The 17,486-nt window shown below is 39.0% G+C and carries 17 protein-coding genes and 1 tRNA gene; 4 read left to right on the top strand and 14 right to left on the bottom strand.

What is annotated here, in order from left to right:
* Window positions 1-6 precede the first annotated feature (6 nt).
* Window positions 7-82, top strand: a tRNA-Lys gene (locus tag DNJ75_RS02290).
* 263 nt (window positions 83-345) lie between these two features.
* On the opposite strand, the gene pheT is transcribed toward DNJ75_RS02290, so the two are convergent.
* Together pheT and pheS are read right to left on the bottom strand one after the other, a co-directional pair.
* Entirely contained in the window at window positions 346-2,727 is a 2,382-nt protein-coding gene (pheT, locus tag DNJ75_RS02295) for a phenylalanine--tRNA ligase subunit beta (RefSeq protein WP_117001562.1), read from the bottom strand.
* Window positions 2,728-2,808: 81 nt separating this feature from the next.
* On the bottom strand, window positions 2,809-3,822 hold the full coding sequence (pheS, locus tag DNJ75_RS02300; RefSeq protein WP_117001563.1) for a phenylalanine--tRNA ligase subunit alpha: 1,014 nt from the start codon (window positions 3,820-3,822) through the stop codon (window positions 2,809-2,811).
* A 326-nt stretch (window positions 3,823-4,148) separates the two neighbouring features.
* Here pheS and gloA point away from each other — a divergent pair, with 326 nt between their 5' ends.
* Window positions 4,149-4,541, top strand: coding sequence for a lactoylglutathione lyase (gloA, locus tag DNJ75_RS02305; protein WP_117001564.1), 393 nt, complete (start codon window positions 4,149-4,151; stop codon window positions 4,539-4,541).
* Between the two features lie 58 nt (window positions 4,542-4,599).
* Here the strand turns inward: gloA and DNJ75_RS02310 are convergent, their stop codons facing one another.
* Together DNJ75_RS02310 and DNJ75_RS02315 are read right to left on the bottom strand one after the other, a co-directional pair.
* On the bottom strand, window positions 4,600-4,914 hold the full coding sequence (locus DNJ75_RS02310) for a HigA family addiction module antitoxin (RefSeq protein WP_206609080.1): 315 nt from the start codon (window positions 4,912-4,914) through the stop codon (window positions 4,600-4,602).
* Window positions 4,915-4,935: 21 nt separating this feature from the next.
* A complete protein-coding gene (locus tag DNJ75_RS02315) occupies window positions 4,936-5,214 on the bottom strand; it encodes a type II toxin-antitoxin system RelE/ParE family toxin (RefSeq protein WP_117001566.1) in 279 nt (92 codons plus the stop codon).
* 229 nt (window positions 5,215-5,443) lie between these two features.
* Here DNJ75_RS02315 and typA point away from each other — a divergent pair, with 229 nt between their 5' ends.
* Window positions 5,444-7,261 carry a translational GTPase TypA gene (gene typA, locus DNJ75_RS02320; protein ID WP_117001567.1) on the top strand — a complete coding sequence of 606 codons (1,818 nt, stop codon included), beginning with the start codon at window positions 5,444-5,446 and terminating at the stop codon, window positions 7,259-7,261.
* A gap of 245 nt (window positions 7,262-7,506) precedes the next feature.
* Here typA and DNJ75_RS02325 read toward each other — a convergent pair whose 3' ends face one another.
* The 6 genes from DNJ75_RS02325 to DNJ75_RS02350 form a co-directional block, all read right to left on the bottom strand.
* Window positions 7,507-8,730 carry an aminotransferase class V-fold PLP-dependent enzyme gene (locus DNJ75_RS02325; protein ID WP_117001568.1) on the bottom strand — a complete coding sequence of 408 codons (1,224 nt, stop codon included), beginning with the start codon at window positions 8,728-8,730 and terminating at the stop codon, window positions 7,507-7,509.
* A gap of 76 nt (window positions 8,731-8,806) precedes the next feature.
* A complete protein-coding gene (locus DNJ75_RS02330) occupies window positions 8,807-9,178 on the bottom strand; it encodes a type II toxin-antitoxin system PemK/MazF family toxin (protein WP_117001569.1) in 372 nt (123 codons plus the stop codon).
* A complete protein-coding gene (locus tag DNJ75_RS02335; RefSeq protein WP_117001570.1) occupies window positions 9,171-9,407 on the bottom strand; it encodes a hypothetical protein in 237 nt (78 codons plus the stop codon). Before DNJ75_RS02335 ends, DNJ75_RS02330 begins: the two co-directional genes overlap by 8 nt.
* 48 nt (window positions 9,408-9,455) lie before the next feature.
* On the bottom strand, window positions 9,456-10,838 hold the full coding sequence (dnaB, locus tag DNJ75_RS02340; protein WP_206609084.1) for a replicative DNA helicase: 1,383 nt from the start codon (window positions 10,836-10,838) through the stop codon (window positions 9,456-9,458).
* A gap of 29 nt (window positions 10,839-10,867) precedes the next feature.
* Window positions 10,868-11,926, bottom strand: coding sequence for a recombination-associated protein RdgC (locus DNJ75_RS02345; RefSeq protein ID WP_117001572.1), 1,059 nt, complete (start codon window positions 11,924-11,926; stop codon window positions 10,868-10,870).
* Between the two features lie 90 nt (window positions 11,927-12,016).
* A complete protein-coding gene (locus DNJ75_RS02350) occupies window positions 12,017-12,817 on the bottom strand; it encodes an outer membrane protein assembly factor BamD (protein ID WP_117001573.1) in 801 nt (266 codons plus the stop codon).
* Window positions 12,818-12,904: 87 nt separating this feature from the next.
* On the opposite strand from DNJ75_RS02350, the gene rluD reads away from it, so the two are divergent.
* Complete coding sequence (gene rluD, locus DNJ75_RS02355) at window positions 12,905-13,984, top strand: 23S rRNA pseudouridine(1911/1915/1917) synthase RluD (RefSeq protein WP_117001574.1); 1,080 nt, start codon at window positions 12,905-12,907, stop codon at window positions 13,982-13,984.
* On the opposite strand, the gene thrC is transcribed toward rluD, so the two are convergent.
* Genes thrC through DNJ75_RS02375 form a run of 4 tightly spaced genes read right to left on the bottom strand, consistent with a single transcriptional unit; the run spans window position 13,966 to window position 17,201 of the window.
* Window positions 13,966-15,267 carry a threonine synthase gene (thrC, locus tag DNJ75_RS02360; RefSeq protein WP_117001575.1) on the bottom strand — a complete coding sequence of 434 codons (1,302 nt, stop codon included), beginning with the start codon at window positions 15,265-15,267 and terminating at the stop codon, window positions 13,966-13,968. The two genes, rluD and thrC, sit on opposite strands and share 19 nt — an antisense overlap.
* The gene (locus DNJ75_RS02365) at window positions 15,264-16,259 is read right to left on the bottom strand and encodes a homoserine kinase (protein ID WP_224742326.1); all 996 of its coding nucleotides are present in this window, start codon (window positions 16,257-16,259) and stop codon (window positions 15,264-15,266) included. Before DNJ75_RS02365 ends, thrC begins: the two co-directional genes overlap by 4 nt.
* Window positions 16,252-16,866: a GNAT family N-acetyltransferase gene (locus DNJ75_RS02370; RefSeq protein WP_206609081.1), complete on the bottom strand. Its 615-nt coding sequence runs from the start codon at window positions 16,864-16,866 to the stop codon at window positions 16,252-16,254. The genes DNJ75_RS02365 and DNJ75_RS02370 overlap by 8 nt, the downstream gene beginning before the upstream one ends.
* The gene (locus DNJ75_RS02375) at window positions 16,863-17,201 is read right to left on the bottom strand and encodes an endonuclease domain-containing protein (RefSeq protein ID WP_117001576.1); all 339 of its coding nucleotides are present in this window, start codon (window positions 17,199-17,201) and stop codon (window positions 16,863-16,865) included. The genes DNJ75_RS02370 and DNJ75_RS02375 overlap by 4 nt, the downstream gene beginning before the upstream one ends.
* Window positions 17,202-17,486: the final 285 nt, after the last annotated feature.

A 17,486-nucleotide genomic window follows, 5' to 3' on the forward strand; every position in this document is an offset into this window, starting at 1 on the left:
GTCTTTGGGTCGTTAGCTCAGTCGGTAGAGCAGTTGGCTTTTAACCAATTGGTCGCAGGTTCGAATCCTGCACGACCCACCATTATTCATAATCATCATAATATTTCATATTTTTAGTGATTCTAGTCAACAATATGCACTGATACAAATCTATAATTGGTATATTAAAAAAGCCTAGCCCAAAGGTTTTAAAATAGCATAGCCCTTTAGAGTGCTTTGATGAAAAACCTCAGGGATTCTAGCCCAATCTAACACTTGCACTAGAATAGGAATATTTGATATCTGTATTGCTTCCTTAAAAGCTTGTAGTTCAGAAGTATGTAATGGTTTCAAAATCACGAGATACTATTCTCGCAGACTGGCATCAGTATTTTCTTTCAGAGACTTAAGAATTTTAGCCATCGCATCATTCATAAGCTCATCAGTCAAAGTCTGTGTGTTATCTTGAAAAGTGAGATTCAAAGCAATACTCTTTTTATTCTCTGGCAGATTTTCACCTTGATAAACATCAAATAAATCAACTTGATTCAATGAATTCACATCTGCTTTATTCACTGCATCAATCAAGCTTTGCGCACTGATATTACAATCAACAATAACCGCAATATCGCGTGAAACCGATGGATATTTAGAAATTGCCATAAATTTAGCAACGTCTTTGTTTGAGATTTTACTGGTTTGTAATTCAAATACTACTGGTGATTTACCTTTGATTTGCAACACTTTCATTACACTTGGATGCAAAACACCAATAACACCAACTTTTTCACCATTTTGATAAATATAAGCGGATTGTCCTGGGTGCAGCCAATCGATATCTTCACAAGCAACATAATTGACTGACTTTTTATTTAATTGCAGCAGCGCCTCAACATCTGCCTTAACTGAATAAAAATCGCTTGCCGTTTTTTCCTGCCAGTTCAGTGGATTAATATCACCATAAACAAGACCAGCAAAATGTGAATATTCATGCGCTAATGTTTCAGCTGGCTGAAAGCAAACACCTTCTTCAAAAATACGAATACGCGATTGCTGACGATTCAAATTGGCTTTAAATGTTGATACAAGACCTGGGATCAAGCCTTGACGCATCACCGACATATCTTGTGAAATCGGATTTTGCAAAGCCAATCCTGCCGTATCAAAAAACAATCCATCTAATTTAGGATCAATAAAGCTATAATTGATCACTTCATGATAGCCACGATTAATCAATGTATTTTTTAATGCGCTTAAAGTGATGATATGTTCAGAAACTTGTTGTTGTGACAATGTTACCTCAGGTAAAGTCATCGGCAGATTTTGATAACCATATACACGCCCGACTTCTTCGATTAAATCTTCTTCAATCGCCATATCAAAGCGATAACTTGGAGCTGTCGCCAACCACTTAATCTCATTACTGGTATCGTCAACTGGTGTAAGTGTGATATTAAGTGCTGTTAATACTTCTTCAACAAATGTGGCACTGAAATCCATGCCAAGAATTGAGTTTATCTTATTTAAGCGTAACGGAATTTGAATCGTTGTTTCATTGTAATGATCCGCCTTAACAACTTCACTGACTTCACCTTCAGCAATATCAACGATCAAACGTGCGGCATAATCAATCGCATATTGGCACAACTTCGGATCAACACCACGTTCAAAGCGATGTGATGAGTCTGTATGCAATCCATATTGACGCGCCTTACCTGCAATTGCTTTAGGCGCAAAATAAGCACTTTCTAGAAAGATATTCTGTGTATTATCAGTTACTGACGAGTCCAGTCCACCCATCACACCAGCGATGGCTAACGCTTTATGCTCATCAGCAATCACTAACGTATTCGATTTGAGTGTTACTTCAGTTTCATCTAATAAGGTAATTTTTTCATTATCTTTTGCCATGCGTGCATAGACGGTGCTGCCAACTTTATCAGCATCAAAGGCATGCAGTGGCTGACCCAGTTCAAGTAACACATAATTGGTAATATCAACAATCGCAGAGATTGATCTTAAACCTGAACGGCGTAAGCGCTCTTTCATCCAAAGGGGCGTTTGCGCTTTCGCATCAATATTATAAACCATCCGTCCAAAATAACGTGGACATGCCTCAGACACCTGTGAAACAACTTGTTTTTGCACGCCTTTAACAAGATTAAGTTTAATCTGATCAAGAGGTTTAAGCTTAGCATCAGTTAAAGCGGCGACTTCTCTTGCCACTCCATATACACTTAAACAATCCGCGCGATTCGGTGTCAAATCCACTTCAACAATATGATCATCCAATTGCAAATATTCACGAATATCAACACCAACAGGTGCATCCACTGGCAAATCCATCAAACCTTCGCTTTCATCACTTAACCCAAGCTCTTTTTGCGAGCACATCATGCCATGCGATGGTTGACCGCGAAGTTTACTTTTCTTTATCTTAAAATCACCAGGCAAGCATGCGCCAATCTTAGCAACAGGTGCTTTCATCCCTGCATAGACATTTGGCGCACCACAGACGATGGTAACTAGCTCATCATCACCAACATCGACTTCACAAACATTTAGCTTATCCGCATCAGGATGCTTATCAATTTTTTTAATTTGCCCGACAACTACCTGTGTGAATGGCGATGCAACGGCTTCAATTGAATCAACCTCCAAACCGGCAGCCGTAAGCTTTTCACTTAAGGTATTTACCTCAAGATTTTTATCCAAATAATTTTCTAACCAACGATGACTAAATTTCATTTTATTATCCTGTAATTTTCGAGGTAGCGTTAGCTCATGAGCTAACGCTACCTCTGATATATTGAGTGCAATACAAAGCAATTAAAACTGTTTTAAAAACCGTAAATCATTCTCAAAAAATAAACGTAAATCATTAATACCATAACGCAACATAGTTAAGCGCTCAACACCCATGCCAAAAGCAAATCCACGATATTTCTCACTATCAATGCCGCCGGCTTTTAACACATTAGGATGCACCATACCGCAACCTAACACCTCAAGCCAACCGGTTTGCTTGCACACACGACAACCTTGCCCTTCGCACATCACACATTCCATATCGGCTTCGGCTGATGGCTCAGTAAATGGAAAATATGAAGGGCGAAAACGCATCTTTAGATCTTTCTCGAAAAAGGCATTTAAAAAGGCATTTAACAAGCCCTTTAGATCAGCAAATGATGCCTTCTCATCAATCCACAAACCTTCCACCTGATGAAACATCGGTGTATGTGTCATATCCGAATCACAACGATAAACACGCCCAGGCGCGATCATGCGAATCGGTGGCTGTTGTTTTTCCATTGTTCTGATTTGCACACCGGAAGTATGCGTTCTTAATACAGTATTAGGATTAAAGTAAAAAGTATCATGCATGGCACGCGCCGGATGATGATCAGGAATATTTAATGCTTCAAAGTTATGATAGTCATCCTCAACCTCAGGACCATATTCAATCGCAAAACCCATCTTACTAAAAAAGTCTTCAATTCGCTGCATGCTTGTTGAAACCGGATGCAATGTACCTTGCTCATGTCCAATACCTGAAAGCGTGACATCAATTTTCTCAGCTGCTAATTTTTGCGCCAATTCAATCGCATTTAACACATCCAAGCGCGCGGTAATTGCCATTTGCAATTTATTCTTCGCTTCATTGACTGCTTGCCCAAGCTTTGGCTTTTCTTCATTTGGCAAACTACCTAATTGTTTCATAATCTCGGTAAGTTCACCCTTTTTCCCCAAATACTGAACGCGAATATGATCTAAATCTTGTCTATTTTTTGTGTTTTCGACGTCTGTTAATGCTTTTAAACAGATTTCATCTACGATTTGCATGCATGTTACCTTTACTCAAATAATGGCGTGCATTATATACCCATCACAAACCAGTTTACAGTATTTCTGCTATTGAATTTCTTGCACTTTTGAATGATTTGATCTTGCTAATAGTCCTAGCTATTACCTGCAATCCAATCATTCAAAAACACCAAAAACTTCTTCAACATTAAACACTATAAAATGGCTTACGATGGGTATATACCTGTCATCAGGCGTTTTGTAGAACTTATTGCTTTGAAGTTGGTATGATTTACCTTGTCATACCCATGCTGTTTTATTAACATTCTGCACAGCTTCATACAATAAGAACAAAGGATAACATTATGCGTCTAGCTCACATTATGATTCGTGTTAACAATCTCGAAGAGTCAATCAATTTTTATCAAAACATTTTTGGCATGAATTTACTTAAAAAGATGGATAACGAGGCTTATCGCTATACACTAGCATTCATGGGCTATGGCAATGACATCAATGCCATCACTGCCATCGAACTGACTCATAACTGGGATACCGATAGTTATGATCATGGCAATGCTTTTGGACATCTGTGCATTGAAGTCGAGGATGTTTATCAAAGCTGTGAGGAGATTAAGAAACAAGGAGGGATTGTCACGCGTGAAGCAGGTCCTGTCAAAGGTGGCACCAGTGTCATCGCCTTTGTCAAAGACCCTAATGGTTATCAGATTGAACTCATTAATAAGAAGATTCGCTAAATATACCAGCTAATTAAGGTATACCCGATCAGCCATCGCTAAGCGTAAAATAGTTTGTTTAGTGGCTACGCAAACCTGCTTGGGATTGAACATCGCTAAAAGGTATTATATTTAAATTTTTATCTCGGCTTCTTGCTTGAGCTAAATCGTATTGCGCTTGCAAATTTATCCAAAACTCTGCTGTTGTGCCTGTTGCCTTTGATAGTCTAATCGCCATCTCAATACTTACATTCATTTTACAGTTTAGCAGATTGGATAAGTTTGCACGTGTGACACCAAGACGCTTTGCAGCCTCTGTAATTGTGATTTTCTCATCCAGCGCCTCTAATATATCATGCTTTAAAATCTCACCGGGGTGACTTGGGTTAAACATTTTAATATCCTCCTAAGTTTTTTAATGGTAATCCAAATAATTTACAATATAAGCATCACCGTCTTCAAATTTAAAAATCACTCGCCAATTACCATTAACAGTAACTGACCAAAATTCAGATTTATCACCTTTAAGTTTATGCAGCTTATAACTTGGAAGGTTCATATCCAAAGCTTTTGATGCAGCATTAAGTGCAGACAAAATCCGCGATACCTTCGCTACATGCTCTGACTGAATACCTTTCGTTATACCGCTGTAAAAAAATTGTTCTAAGCCTTTGTGTTTAAAACTTTTAATCAACGTAATTAATCATTTGTTTAGTACCTTGTTAGGTAGCATAGCAGCATTACTGTATTACGTAAAGATACAAAGAACACCTCAAACTTAAATATCAATGCAGATGACAACTCTAATGAGAAAATCTTTTCTCTCGCAACATGCAATTCTCACAAAAAAAACATTGCGTATTTTAAATGTGACCGTACAATCACTAATCAATTTACGCTAACTCTTAAAAGAATATAATTTTATGATCGAAAATTTACGTAATATCGCGATTATCGCACACGTTGACCATGGCAAAACAACACTGGTTGACAAACTATTACAGCAATCAGGCACATTAAAAACGCGTGGCGCTGACGTTGAGCGCGTGATGGACTCCAACGACTTAGAAAAAGAGCGTGGCATTACCATTCTTGCCAAAAATACTGCTATTAAATGGAATGATTATCGTATTAACATCGTTGACACACCAGGACATGCTGACTTCGGCGGTGAGGTAGAGCGTGTGATGTCGATGGTTGATTCTGTACTTCTTTTAGTAGATGCCGTTGATGGTCCTATGCCACAAACGCGTTTTGTGACTGAAAAAGCATTCGCTCGCGGTTTAAAGCCCATCGTTGTTATTAACAAGATTGATCGACCTGGTGCCCGCCCTGATTGGGTTATGGATCAAGTTTTTGATTTATTTGATCGCTTGGGCGCCACGGATGAGCAGCTTGATTTCCCTGTTGTCTACACATCAGCATTAAACGGCTTTGCGACAATGGATGAAAACGAAATCACTGACAATATGAATGCTCTATTTGAAACGATTGTTGAGCGTGTATCGCCACCTGAGGTTGATCAAGAAGGTGCATTTCAAATGCAAATTTCTTCATTGGATTATTCAAGCTTTGTTGGCACAATCGGTATTGGGCGTATTAAGCGTGGTAAGATCAAAACCAATACACCGGTAAGTATTGTTGATAAAAATGGCAACACAAGACAAGGTCGTGTATTACAAGTACTAGGGCATATGGGGCTTGAGCGCGTTGAAGTGCCTGAAGCATCCGCGGGAGACATTATCTGCATTACCGGTATTGAGGGAATTAATATCTCTGACACCATTTGCGCATTGGATTGTGTTGAAGCACTGCCGCCATTATCCGTTGATGAGCCAACCATTTCGATGACTTTCCAAGTGAACAACTCGCCATTTGCTGGGCGCGAAGGTAAATTTGTAACTTCTCGTCAAATCAAAGATCGTTTGGAAAAAGAGCTTTTACACAACGTTGCTCTTCGTGTTGAACAACTAGATGATCCTGATAAATTCAAGGTTTCTGGTCGTGGTGAGCTGCACTTATCTATTTTACTTGAGAATATGCGTCGCGAAGGTTTTGAAATCGCTGTATCACGTCCACATGTGATCTTTAAAGAAATTGATGGTGAGATGTGTGAGCCATATGAGCAAGCTATTATTGATGTTGATGAGCAATATCAAGGTTCTGTCATGGAAAAAATGGGTTTACGCCAAGGTGAGCTTAGAAATATGGAGCCAGATGGCAAAGGTCGTGTGCGCTTAGAATTCATCATCCCTTCGCGCGGTCTAATTGGTTTTTACACTGAGTTTTTAACCATTACTTCAGGTACTGGCATTATCAATAAGATCTTTGATCATTATGGTCCTATGAAAAAGGGAATTATTGAATCGCGCCTAAACGGCACGTTAATTTCTATTTGTGCTGGCAAGGCAGTGGCATTTGCTCTGTTTAATTTACAAGAACGTGGCAAAATGTTTATTGGTCATGGCGTTGAAGTTTACGAGGGTATGATTATCGGCATTAACTCACGTGATAATGATTTGACGGTTAATCCTTGTAAAGGCAAGCAACTAACCAATATGCGCGCCTCTGGTAAAGATGAAAGTATTGTCTTAACAACACCCATTAAAATTACCCTTGAGTATGCATTAGAATTTATCGAAGATGATGAGTTAGTTGAGATCACACCAAAATCAATCCGTCTACGTAAAAAGCTGCTAACTGAATCAGATCGTAAGCGCTATTCACGCTCAAAAGAATAAGTACCTAAACAATATAATGGATATTCGGGTCAAGCCCGAATATGACGGCTTGCTGGCATTCTCGGACTTGATCCAGGAATCCAAAAAATACCTGATAAGATTTGCATGGCTACTTAATTCACTATAAACATAAACGTTGGCTGAGCATTAGTCGAAGCCACTCATCTTTGCATGCCCTTCGACTTTGCTCAGGGCACGTTTGGAATGGCTGGACTTGGTTCATAGCCCAAATAATTCACTACCATTTAAGATAACATCTTAATCGCTTTATGTAGCCCTTCAACCAACATATCAACATCTTCTTTGGTATTATATACACCAAACGATGCTCGCACCGTCGATGGTACGTTATAGCGTTGTAATAATGGTTGCGCGCAATGATGTCCCGTGCGCACACAAACCCCTGATAAATCAAGCAATGTACCCAAATCATTGGCATGGAATCTATCGATGACAAAGGTAATTACCGAAGCTTTATGTGTGCTTTGACCTAATATTCTAAGCCCTGAAATGGTTTGTAATTTTTCTGTGGCATAGTGAAGCAGCGTTTCTTCATGTGCTTTAATCTTACAAAGCCCGATACTTTGCACATATTCAATGGCTTTGGATAAACCAATCACGCCAATAATATCGGGCGTCCCTGCTTCAAATTTATACGGTGGATCGGCAAATGTCGTCTCACTCATCGTCACAAGCTTGATCATATCACCACCGCCTTGATAAGGAGACATTAATTGATGCCATTTCTCTTTGGCATATAACACGCCAACGCCTGTCGTGCCATAGAGTTTATGTGACGAAAAAGCAAAGAAATCGCAATCCAAATCAACCACATCAATTTTTTGATGAACGACAGACTGCGCGCCATCAACAACAATTGCAACGTCAGGATGCGTTTTGCGAATGCTTTGGATAATTTCTTTAATCGGATTAATCGTCCCCAACACATTTGAACAATGCGTTAATGAGATAAGTTTAGTCTTATCTGTTAAAAGTGTGGGTAAAACAGATAAATCAAGCTCCCCTTTATCTGTTACAGGTATATATTTAATCGTCAAGGGTTTGTGTTTACTCATTAGCTGCCACGGCACAATATTGGCATGATGCTCCATTTCGGTAATGATAATCTCATCACCGACATTAAAATACTGATCCAATAACGAGCTTGCCACCAGATTAATCGACTCTGTAGTGCCTTTTGTAAAGATAATTTCTTCCATCTTTTGCGCACCAATGAAATGCTGCACAATCTTACGCGTGCCTTCATATTTCTCAGTGGCTTGATCACTCAAATAATACACGCCACGATGAACATTCGCATAGTCATTGGTATAGCTATCTTTGACTGCATCAATGACGATATTGGGCTTTTGTGCTGATGCACCGGTATCTAAAAACACCACGGGTTTGCCATGAATCGTTTGCTTTAAAAAAGGAAAGTCTTGACGAATTTTTTGTATATCTAACACTAGAATGCTCTGTTACTATAGTTAATTAACCCCATCATTCTATGCCAAAATGATATCAATGGCATAGACCAAACAATTAAAAATTAGTTATATTTTCCTTAAATCCGATTAACAAGTCCAATTTACTGAAGATTTCCTGTCTCTCTTTGTCTGTAATACTGGTAATCAATGTTGGCTCTAATCTTGTCATTGATATTGACCGACATTGCTCAGGCAAAGCAAAACTATCCTGTTGCAAGTAGTCTCTTTCTGTTATTTTTACGTGCAAAATTTGGTTTTTATCATATGACTGTGTGCTTAACGGGCAAATAAATATAGGAGAGATATCATTATCAAGGAAGCTTTGATGAGTTAATACGATGACTGGTCTTTTTTTGCCAATTTCACTGCCTTTATTTGGGTTTAAATTCGCCAAATAAACACCAGAGTTCTTAAGGTATTTAATCATCGTCTAAACCTTTTTCAATCTCATTCAATTCTTTTTGATAATCTGTATTTCCATTCATTTGCACTAAGAATTGTGCCATTTTCTTACGTTCATTTTTGCGTTTTATACGCGCTATTTCATGCTCGATAGCATGGGTAATAAATTTGGTTCTAGATAAACCTAACGACTTTGCAATTAGCATGCTCTCTTTCTCGAGTGAATCATCCAACTTTAATGAAATCGTTGACATAGTAACCTCCATATTTTCAAATATGCTTTAGTATATCATAAAATATATTTAATGCACTCCAAACGGCACACTTTGCTCAAAGGTTAAATCAGCAAAGCGACAGAAGCGTCCTTCAAAGTGCACTTTTATACTGCCAATTGGACCATTACGTTGCTTACCGATAATAATTTCACCGAGTCCTTTATTGTCTTCCTTGTCCTTATGATAAACCTCATCACGATAAACAAACATAATCACATCCGCATCTTGCTCAATTGCACCGGATTCACGTAGATCTGACATCATGGGGCGTTTATCGGCGCGATCATCAACCGCACGATTAAGCTGTGATAATGCCACGACAGGCACATGCAACTCTTTGGCAAGGGACTTTAAAGCACGTGAGATTTCTGAGACCTCTTGGGTACGATTGTTTTCATAGCCTGGCACTTTCATCAACTGCAGATAATCGACAACAATCATGCTTAAGCCTCCCTGCTCTTTATAGAGTTTACGTGCACGTGAGCGCATATCAGCAGGGGATAAACCCGCACTATCATCAATATGCATATTGAAATCTTTGGATAGCACTTCCATTGCCGTTGTGATCTTTGCCCAGTGCTCATCTTCTAGGCGACCATTTCTTAGCGCATTTTGCTCAACACGACCAAGAGATGAAATCATCCTCAGCACAATATCTTCTGAAGGCATCTCTAAACTAAAAACAAGTACGGGCTTTTCAGCACCTCTGGCAACATTTTCAGCCAAATTCATGGCAAAGGTTGTTTTACCCATTGATGGGCGTCCGGCAACAATCACTAAATTCGCCGGATGCAAGCCTGAAGTTAACTCATCCAAGTCGGTAAAGCCACTGGAGATTCCAGTAATACCATCACTTGCTTCCATCATTGCATCAATGCGATCAATCACACTCGGGATAATATCACGCACGGACTTAGGACCATCACTGCGCTGAGTATCACTCTCAGCAATTGCCAAAATTTTCTGCTCAGCCACATCTAAGATGTCTTCGGCTTTGCGCCCTTCTGGCACATAAACCATATTGGCAATATCGGTTGCCGTATTTAAAAGAACACGTAATTTTGAGCGCTCTTTAACAATTTCAGCATAAGCGACAACGTTAGCAGCAGTTGGCGTATTTTTGGCAATCTCAGCTAAATAATGAAGCCCGCCGGCTTGCTCTAAAAGCTTTTCATTTGATAATGAGTCACTTAAGGTGATGATATCAAAGGGCGATTCATCTTTAATGAGCTTTTGCATTTGGCGAAAAACAATGCGATGTTGCGTGCTGTAAAAGTCATCAGGTCGCAGAATTTCTTCAATTTTAAACCATGCTTCATTATCCAGTATCAACCCACCAATAACCGAGCGCTCAGCATCAATTGAGGATGGTGGTCGCTTGATATTTTCAAGCTGACTATTTAAAGACATTACTTCATTTGGATGCATAAACTATCACATTACTGGTTTTGGTGATCAACTGAAGTATCGCGAGTATCATCTGTTGCTTCATTATCTTCCCATGGCGCATCATCCTCATCATGTGCTTGACTTATTTCTTCGCCATTTTCAACAGAATTTATATCAGTCATTGTATTTGCTGTATCAGAAACCTCGCTCTCTTGCGAATCTTTAGCAAAAATCTGCATAATAAAATCAATAAATTCACGTAAGGTTTCTGCCATGATAATAAAGTCAGCATCAAAGCGCTCTTGTTTGGTTTCAGAAACAATATCATTGGCTTTGTCTTGTACGACCTCTAAAAACTTCAATGATTTCAACATAAATTCATCGTTAATCACAAAACTCAACTGATCCTGCCATGATAGTCCCAATTGAATAACCTCGCGCCCAGAGTCAATCAATGACAAAATATCATCGGTAAACAAATTCTGGCGCTGACATCGGATAATGCCTGAAGCATCTTTGTTATCTTGTAACACACATTGATCTTCAATTGTTAGATCTTGCGGATACTCATTGGTTTTAAGCCATTGTGTCAGAAGCATCGAAACTGGCAATACCTCGGGAATACGAATTTTCAAACTACCCAAGGCTTTGCGTAAATTAACGGTTAAGTGCTCCGCTTTTTTAGCGGATGAAGCATTGACAATAAGCCAACCTGCTTGCGTGTCAATATAAGCATTAATCACGGTGTTGCGCGTAAAGGCGCGCGGCAATAAGCTTTGATAGATCTCTTCTTTTAACGTATCTTTTTCTTTCTTTTTGACTTTACGCGATTCTCTTAGCTCAATTTCTTCAACTTTTTCATCCAAGACTTCTTTGATAACGCCTGCTGGCACCATCTTTTCTTGTATTTTAAATGACACCATCATAAAGCCTGAGGCTGCGTGCACTAATGGCATATCTTGCGCCATAGGCGATACCCAACCCATTGATATTGGTGCACTTGTTGAGCATGGACTAAACGCATGCTCAGCTAATTGTTTCTCAAGCTCTTCGGCACTGACTGTAAAGTTTTCTGTAAATTGAAATAATGCTAAATTTTTAAACCACATAATTATTACCTTTATTCATTAAAAAAGCGCTTTTATCATTAAGCGCTTTATGAGTTCTACATCAACCAACTTCACATAATTAATTGAGGTCTATTTAAATACTACCGTTGGACGTTTTGCTGCATCTTCTAAAGATTTTAAATACGCATTATTAGGATAGTTTGCCTTTAATACTTCCATTGATTTCTCAGCTAACTCAGGCATTTTCAAAATATCATAACTTCTAATCAACAGAACCAATGCATTCTCAATCGAGTTACTTTGTGAATATTTCTCAACGACAATCTTAGCGCGATTAATCGCAGCAACATAAGCCTCATGCTCAAAGTAGAAATTAGCGATATTATATTCATACTCAGCAACGACATTATTAATATGCACCATACGACGCCTAGCATCCTCAGCATAAGAGGCTTTAGGGCTTAAGATTACTGAACGCTTTAAATCATTAAAAGCTTGTAGATACGATGCTGGATCATGTTGCGCCATATCGTATGGCAAGCGGCGTTGTAAGAACCCACGACCATTATCATAGTTAATCACACCCATCATATAATAAACATAACCCAAGTGCTTTGATGTCGGATAAGCGCGTAAGAACTGACGAGCCAACCCTAACGCCATCTCAGGCTGTCCATCTTCATAATAAGAGTAAATAAGCTCTAAATTGCCCATTTCAGTATAGCTTTGGAATGGATATTGCGAGTTTAACGATCTAAAGGTATCAATCGCTTTATAATAATCGCCATCTTTAACCTGCTCATGCCCTTTGGCATAAATATATTCAGCACTTTCGCCTTGATACGGCAATGCCTTAGTCGTTGTTGTTGAACATCCTGCCATTAACAAAAGCGCACCTAAGCCGCTTAATGCCAAACTGATCTTTTTCATCGATTACCCTTTAATTTATTACCGCCTTTGTCATTTATTGTTTACAATGATGCACAATTTAACCGGCGTCTTGATAGGATTTTATTTGTGCCACATCATACCGTATCTAAAAACATTCAGCAAAATGTTATTGCACCTGAAAGCTGTGCTGGTCAACGTTTGGATCAATGCTTATCCAACGTTTTCAGTGATTACTCGCGCTCACAACTACAAAAATGGCTAAAACAAGGCGCCATTCTTGTTAATGGTGAGATCAAAAAAGCCAAAGATAAAATCATTGGTGGCGAGGAAATATCACTTAATGCGACACTGGAGGATAAAAACCACTGGCAGCCAGAGGATATTCCGCTTGATATCATTTATGAAGATGATGATGTCATCGTTATTAATAAGCCTGCGGGACTAACTGTCCATCCAGGGGCAGGCAACTTATCCGGTACATTATCCAATGCGCTATTGGCGCATGATCCAGCATTCGCCAAGGTGCCACGCGCCGGCATTGTGCACCGATTAGATAAAGATACCTCTGGATTAATGGTTGCCGCTAAAAGTCTCAAAGCACATGCATCCCTTGTCGCCCAATTATCCAAACGTCAAGTCAAACGCGAGTATGAAGCAATTGCCACAGGTTATATTACGGTGGGCAGTACTATCAAAACCAAAATTGGCAGAAGCCCTCACAATCGTTTAAGAATGGCGGTGACCCCCACGGGCAAAGAAGCCATCACGCACTTTGTGGTATTGGAGCGCTATCGCGCACATACACGCATTCGTTGTAAACTAGAAACTGGACGCACGCATCAAATCCGTGTGCATATGGCACATCTTAAAGCACCATTAGTTGGTGACCCTGTTTATAACCCGAGGTTGAAACTCGCGCGTGGTTTATCTGATGAGGCGCAAGATGTATTAAAAGACTTTAACCGTCAAGCCTTACATGCTTATAAACTGGCTTTCATTCATCCCGTTAGCGCTGAAGTTGTTGAATTTAGTGCTAAACCTCCCAAAGATATGCAAGCGCTGATCCTCACATTGCGCCAAGATGCTGAGAGTTTATATAGCTATGAAGAAGATGAGTTTGATGATGATTATTTTGATTTCGCCGATGATTATGACGACTTTGACGATGAAGATTACGATGATTATGATTATGAGGATGAAGAATAAACACCAAAGTATGCCTGATACTGCTCTGTTAAGGCATTAAGATTTGCAGAAACTCCAACACTTTGTTGTTTCTTTTCAAGTAATTTGTTTAAGTGCTCAGGCACTTTAATTTTCTCTTGGGTAATTGGTTCAATTACTTCTTCAAACTTTGCTGGATGGGCAGTTGCAACAACGATATAATGCGTATCTTCTGTCAAAGACTCACGCGCAAAAAATGCAGTTGCCGTATGTGGACAAATAAGCATATTATGCTCATTCTTTACCTCAGCAATCATCTTTTTAATATCACTATCAGATGCTTTAAAAGCTTTTACCTCATGAGCAAAAACGTCAAAATCAGGGAAGAGCGCATAAAGGCGCTCAAAGTTACTTGGCTTACCGACATCCATCGCATTAGCTAGTGTTTCGATACTTGCTTTATTAGGCAATATTTTATGTGCCAAAAACTGCCCAATGACGTTATTTTCATTTTGCGCAATGACAATATCACCAATTGGCAAGCCCATTTTTTTCGCCCAAAAACAAGCACAAACATTGCCAATATTACCCGATGGCACGATGAAATTTGCCTTTTTACCATGCTTTAAAAAATACTGCCAAGCAATATATGCGTAATAGGTTGTTTGTGGCAAAAGTCTCCCGATATTAATACTATTAGATGTATTTAAATACGTATTATTCTGCCACCAGTTATCGGCAAATGCGCCTTTAACCAATGCCTGACAATCATCAAATGTACCATTAACCTCAACTGCACAAACATTATCTTGCCAGCAAGTTATCTGCTTTTGCTGACGCATTGAGATTTTACCCTTAGGAAATAATACCATCACATTGATGTTTTTCTTTTGATAAAAGGCTGCGGCAACCGCAGAGCCCGTATCACCTGATGTTGCGACCATAATCGTGAATTTTTTATCGGTTTTAATATGACTTAAGGCATTGGCTAAAAATCTCGCCCCAAAATCTTTAAACGATAAAGTCATACCATGAAAAAGCTCAAGCACCGATGTTTTTTGATCAATATTCACCAACGGCAAAGGAAAATTAAAGCTCTCATGACATATTGTGCTTAATTGGTTTTCAAGTGCATCGCCGTTAAAAAATGGAGTTAGTAACTTTGTTGCAAAATCTGGATAACTCATTGCACTATCTAAAGCCTGCCAATCAAACAATGGAAAAGACTCAGGGACATAAAGCCCACCATCTTCTGCTAAGCCATTTTGTAATGCACTTGATATCGCTACAGCCTTGGCATCACCTCTGGTACTGATAAATTTCATACTTCCTCCTTTGCGATAATTTGCCCACCTTTTGCAGATAAGCTTGTAATATATTTCTCTGCTGATAGCCCCTCGTTGGCAAATACTTTAACTAATTCATTTGCAATCACTGCAGCAGCATCTTTATTGCTACTTAGCGCAAATACAGCAGGACCTGATCCCGAAATACCAAACCCAAGCGCGCCAAGCTCAATTGCTTTTTGTTTTGCCTGATCAAAGCCATTAATGAGCACTTTACGTTTTGGTTCAATTAACATATCAACAAAATGTTTTTTAAAGCGCACAAGATCACCTTCATAAAGTGCACTAATAATCGCCGCAGTTTTGGCACTTTGCGCGACAAACTCTTTGATCGTAAAAGGCACATCAATCAACTTTCGTGCTTCTTTGGTTTCGATTTTTAGATTAGGTACAACAACACTAGCACATAAATCTAAACTCGGCAGTTGAATAAACTCACATGGCTTTGAGTTTTGCAGCAACACCAAGCCACCAAACATCGCAGGCACGGCATTATCACCATGATAAACGCCACCAGAGATAAGGCTTTCACCATAAATGGCATAATCAATTAACTGCTCTTTTGCTAAAGGCTCTACTAAGAATTCATTAACTGCAAGTATTGCCGCAACTGAAGATGCAGCAGAACCGCCAATACCAGAGCCTAAAGGAATACCTTTTTCAATACTAATATCTAAACCAAGTGATAGCTGGTGATCTTGCAAAAATTTCTTTATTACCGCGCCACAGACATTTTGATCAACATCTAGACTTAACTCTTTATCTGTTAATAGCCCACAGATTTGTTTAATAACTAGTTGTTTATCATCGCGCTTTTGTAAATGCACTGTGTCACCGACACCCGATAACGCAAAACCCATCAAATCAAATCCTACCGCAAAGTTTGCACTGGTTGCTGGTGCAAATGCAGTTACTTTAGCTATTTTTTCATTTATTTTTATTTTCTTTATTCTTTTTATCATTTCATCCATTGATTAAGTCCTTTACCTCTAAATGCATCATTTGATGCGGAACCTTATTATATTCAGGTGTGAATACTTCCTTTTTCTGAAACCCAACTTTTTCATACACATAAATGGCTTTTTCATTTTTCAACTCTGGATCAATAATAAAGTAGTCTACCTGAGAAAAATGTTTCAATATAAATTGTTTGATCATAATAGTACTTAAGCTTTTTCCAAGAAACTCTGTAGCACCAATTAACACATCTAAAGTACAAGTCTCCTTCCCATCAACATACCATTTGTCATAAGGGTCATTTGGATCATATGGTCCAGTCACTGTTGAGGTGATTAGAAAAGCAAAGGGAATCCCATCATAAAATCCAATCCATTGATCAAAACTATAGCGCCCATTATCATTGATACCTTGGCAATAAAGCGCTAAATTATTTAGGGTATTTTGCAAGCCTTCACCATAAAAAAACTCCGTCACATGTGCCTCACTCAACCATTTTTCAACTAATGGTTTATCGTTATGTGTGACTTTCCTATAGCGTAGAAGATCTCTAACCTCTCCCCTTGCGGGAGAGGTCGCACTGCATTTGCAGTGCGGGTGAGGGGTGTTTTCATCTATCACTTCTGCAACTCCTTATAAATATTATTCAGCACATCTTCTGTTTTTTCCAAAATATCATGATTCCAAAAGCGTAATATTCTATATCCTTTACTCACTAGGTTCTGCGTTCTTACCTCATCCAAAGCCTTTTTCTCCATATCATTATGCTGACCTCCATCACACTCAACAATCAGCTTCTTTTCAAAACAAACAAAGTCGACAATATACGAGTCAATGATAACTTGTTTTCGGAACTTATAGTTTCCTAAATGACGATTTCTTAAATAATACCAAAGTGTTTGCTCAGCATTGGTTTGATTTGTTTTTAGCTGCTTTTGAAATATTTTAATATTCACAATTTCCCCCTCACCCGACAGGCTTTGCCTGCCGACCTCTCCCGCAAGGGGAGAGGTAAGTTATTTTCCAGCACGCTAATGCATTACGAGTTTTATATTTAGTTCCTAACCAGAATAGTCTCACTATAACTCGTTCCACTAGCTACCTCCCTCACTTACGCAAAAGGTAAGTTGTTTTCCAATAGAGTTTCCTTCCACCATTTACCTCTCCCCTTGCGGGAGAGGTCGCACTGCATTTGCAGTGCTGGTGAGAGGTGTTTTCATACATTTTCACTAGACACTATT

Origin of the sequence: Cysteiniphilum litorale, assembly GCF_003428165.1 — a bacterium.
Classification (GTDB): Bacteria; Pseudomonadota; Gammaproteobacteria; order Francisellales; family Francisellaceae; genus Caedibacter; species Caedibacter litoralis.

Excerpts from the sequence above, each read along its gene's own strand:
- dnaB (WP_206609084.1), bottom strand. The coding sequence starts at position 10,838 with ATGTCTTTAAATAGTCAGCTTGAAAATATCAAGCGACCACCATCCTCA.
- typA (WP_117001567.1), top strand. The coding sequence starts at position 5,444 with ATGATCGAAAATTTACGTAATATCGCGATTATCGCACACGTTGACCAT.
- pheS (WP_117001563.1), bottom strand. The coding sequence starts at position 3,822 with ATGCAAATCGTAGATGAAATCTGTTTAAAAGCATTAACAGACGTCGAA.
- DNJ75_RS02310 (WP_206609080.1), bottom strand. The coding sequence starts at position 4,914 with ATGTTTAACCCAAGTCACCCCGGTGAGATTTTAAAGCATGATATATTA.
- DNJ75_RS02365 (WP_224742326.1), bottom strand. The coding sequence starts at position 16,259 with ATGGATGAAATGATAAAAAGAATAAAGAAAATAAAAATAAATGAAAAA.
- pheT (WP_117001562.1), bottom strand. The coding sequence starts at position 2,727 with ATGAAATTTAGTCATCGTTGGTTAGAAAATTATTTGGATAAAAATCTT.
- DNJ75_RS02350 (WP_117001573.1), bottom strand. The coding sequence starts at position 12,817 with ATGAAAAAGATCAGTTTGGCATTAAGCGGCTTAGGTGCGCTTTTGTTA.
- DNJ75_RS02335 (WP_117001570.1), bottom strand. The coding sequence starts at position 9,407 with ATGTCAACGATTTCATTAAAGTTGGATGATTCACTCGAGAAAGAGAGC.
- DNJ75_RS02345 (WP_117001572.1), bottom strand. The coding sequence starts at position 11,926 with ATGTGGTTTAAAAATTTAGCATTATTTCAATTTACAGAAAACTTTACA.
- thrC (WP_117001575.1), bottom strand. The coding sequence starts at position 15,267 with ATGAAATTTATCAGTACCAGAGGTGATGCCAAGGCTGTAGCGATATCA.
- gloA (WP_117001564.1), top strand. The coding sequence starts at position 4,149 with ATGCGTCTAGCTCACATTATGATTCGTGTTAACAATCTCGAAGAGTCA.
- DNJ75_RS02330 (WP_117001569.1), bottom strand. The coding sequence starts at position 9,178 with ATGATTAAATACCTTAAGAACTCTGGTGTTTATTTGGCGAATTTAAAC.